Below are 2,430 nucleotides of genomic sequence, written 5' to 3'. Positions count from 1 at the left end.
GGCGACCGGCTACACGCAAAGCGGGCAGGGGAGCAGCAACTACAGCGAAGCCATCAAGTTCGACCTGCGGTATCCGGGGCAGGTGTTGGATGAGGAGACAGGACTGGCGTACAACCTGAACCGGTACTACGACCGGGAGGGAGGGCGGTACTTCCAGGCCGACCCGATTGGACTGGAGGGGGGGTGGAATCGGTTTGCTTATGTGAGTGGCAATCCGCTGGCATGGACTGATCCCAAGGGCTTAGCAATTCCGGCAGTGGTAATTGCATGTATGAGTAATCCTTTATGTGCAACTGCTGCCGGAGGAGTTGCTGTTGCAGCAATAAATGCATGCAAACAAACGTTTGATTATTTATCTCCGCGCTTTACAAACTGGTCGCTGTCGACTAGTAATCCAATGACTGGTGAGCCAGGTTGTGAAGTAGAATGTGAAAATAAAAGTGGTAATAGAAAACAAACGAGGCGGTATGGGCCGGACGGATTTCCTGAAACGGACACTGACTGGGACCATAGTCACGGAGGAATCGGCTCTCCACATTCACACGATTGGAGTCGTCCATCTGACGGGAGTCGACCTACTCACGGAAACCGTGGGGAAGGGCGACCTTCGGTGCCAGGTGATCCAGGACTTGTTAAATAAATAAGAGGTAAAAATGATTTGCTTAGTAATTACACCTGTGGGCTTAAAAGAAGCACTTCAATTAAAGCGTAATGGCGGGAGTCATCATATTTGGTGTGGCTCAGATTTGGTTTTTGATTCAATATCAATTAAAGATGTTTCGCAATTTAATTATCCTTTGATGGGTGCGAGTTTGGATATTATTGAGGGCGCGTTAGAGACAATTAGGGAGCACCATCCGGATGAGGTTGTGTGGGTGGAAGGCTGTTTGCGATAGTTGGATGAAAAGCCGCTATAAATGGTCCGCGCGATGAATTGCAGTGTTCAAATTTTTATTAATGCATTGAACGCGGCAAGGCATTTAATTGCTGATCTTGGATAATGGCTGTATCGAATTTTATAAGGACCGCGAAATTAGTGCCTATCCATTGTTCAGGAGCGTCCTGCTGCTCGCCGAGTGATGCTTCGATCAAGTCAATTCATGGCAGCACTGCAGGCCTCCGACGAAAATCGTAGTGAAGAGGCACTTCGACTGATGGAGCAATGTGCAAAGGAGGGAGATCCCGTTGCGTGCTATTTCATGGCGCTTTGGTATCGCGATGGCGAAGGCGTTCTTGCGAGCGCGGTTCAAAGCGAGCATTGGATGCAGGAAATGCAACGGATCGCTGAGTCCGACAATGCCGAGGCTCAATGGGAATTAGGACAGGCCCTTCGATACGGCAATGTCTTTCCTTGTGACGTCCGGCGTGCCAATTACTGGCTGGAGCGCGCCGCGGAAAACGGTTGGGGCGAAGCGCAACATCAGTTGGCGTGGTATCTGGAAACGGGGCAGTATGGCTATGCGGATGATAAGCAGATGGCCGAGCAGTGGTACCAACGTGCATTTGAGCAAGAGCATCCCGAGGCGCTTTACACATATGCCCTGCGCGATTTCAAGGGCGGCAACATCACGGAGAAAGCGATTGAGTTGCTTAAGCGCGCGGCCGAGAAGGGGTTCAAGCAAGCGGAGCACGTCTTGCGTAAGCACACGCACTGAGCGATGGCCCATGTGATGGAGATTTCCCTCAGAAAGCGCTGAGCCAATGGATTGTTCGAATGCGAACAGCCTAGCCTTTAAATCCTTATGGAATGGTGTCAATGGCGATGCGATGGGGGTTCACACGCAACTCAAGGCCATTTTCAATTCCTGGAGCCCAAGAGCCATCGCTTCCTCGGACCATCGAATAAGCGCATCCACCTGTATCCCATCCTTGGCATCCGCCGCCATCTCCAGCGCCCGGGTAATACCACTCAACCGTTGCAACCCAAAACTCCCAACGGTGCCCCCCAACTCATGGACTTCCTGCCGCAGGCGGTCCCAGGCCTCGGCGCGGCGGGCGTCATGGATGCGGTCCATACGCTGCTCACAGTCGAGAATGAATCGGGTGACCAGCGCGTCGAAGCGGTCAGTGGTGAAAACACTGCGCAGCTCCTCCAAGGCCTTTTCATCGAAGAAAGCATCCGTACCCACCTCGGCGGCCCCTTTGACGAGGGCTGGCTGAGCATGGTGGTCGTCGGCCTCTGCGCTCGGTGATGTGAATGCCGTTGCAGGCGCCGGGGCAGCAGACGCCGAAGGTACCTTGTGCCCCCCCGGCGCCAGCCACCGCGCCAGAGTGGCCCACAGCCTCTCCTCCAGCACCGGCTTGGCCAGGTGATCGTTCATGCCGGCCGCCCGGGTGCGCTCGATGTCCTGGCGCGCGGCGTTGGCGGTCATGGCAATGATGGGCAGGTGGGCGAAGCGCGGGTCTTGGCGCAGCGCGCGGGTGGCGGTC

4 protein-coding genes are annotated in these 2,430 nt (G+C 54.7%); 3 read left to right on the top strand and 1 reads right to left on the bottom strand.

Features of this window, described 5'->3' with window-relative positions; all coding sequences use genetic code 11:
• From AC27IQ_RS22610 to AC27IQ_RS22600, 3 genes are all read left to right on the top strand, one after another.
• On the top strand, positions 1–640 hold a 640-nt coding region (locus AC27IQ_RS22610), incomplete at its 5' end, for an RHS repeat-associated core domain-containing protein (RefSeq protein ID WP_487090876.1).
• 13 nt (positions 641–653) lie between these two features.
• Entirely contained in the window at positions 654–896 is a 243-nt protein-coding gene (locus AC27IQ_RS22605) for a hypothetical protein (RefSeq protein WP_487090875.1), read from the top strand.
• 204 nt (positions 897–1,100) lie between these two features.
• The gene (locus AC27IQ_RS22600) at positions 1,101–1,655 is read left to right on the top strand and encodes a tetratricopeptide repeat protein (RefSeq protein WP_487090874.1); all 555 of its coding nucleotides are present in this window, start codon (positions 1,101–1,103) and stop codon (positions 1,653–1,655) included.
• A 120-nt stretch (positions 1,656–1,775) separates the two neighbouring features.
• Here AC27IQ_RS22600 and AC27IQ_RS22595 read toward each other — a convergent pair.
• Positions 1,776–2,430 (bottom strand): Hpt domain-containing response regulator (locus tag AC27IQ_RS22595; protein WP_487090873.1); only part of this gene is annotated, 655 nt, incomplete at its 5' end.

This window comes from Acidovorax sp. KPB24-07 (assembly GCF_057543315.1).
Note: the sequence above shows the minus strand (reverse complement) of the source record. Positions and strands in the feature narration are given on the sequence as shown.

What these genes read in the sequence shown, in the direction of transcription:
- AC27IQ_RS22600 (WP_487090874.1), top strand. Translation starts at nt 1,101, where the DNA reads ATGGCAGCACTGCAGGCCTCCGACGAAAATCGTAGTGAAGAGGCACTT.
- AC27IQ_RS22605 (WP_487090875.1), top strand. Translation starts at nt 654, where the DNA reads ATGATTTGCTTAGTAATTACACCTGTGGGCTTAAAAGAAGCACTTCAA.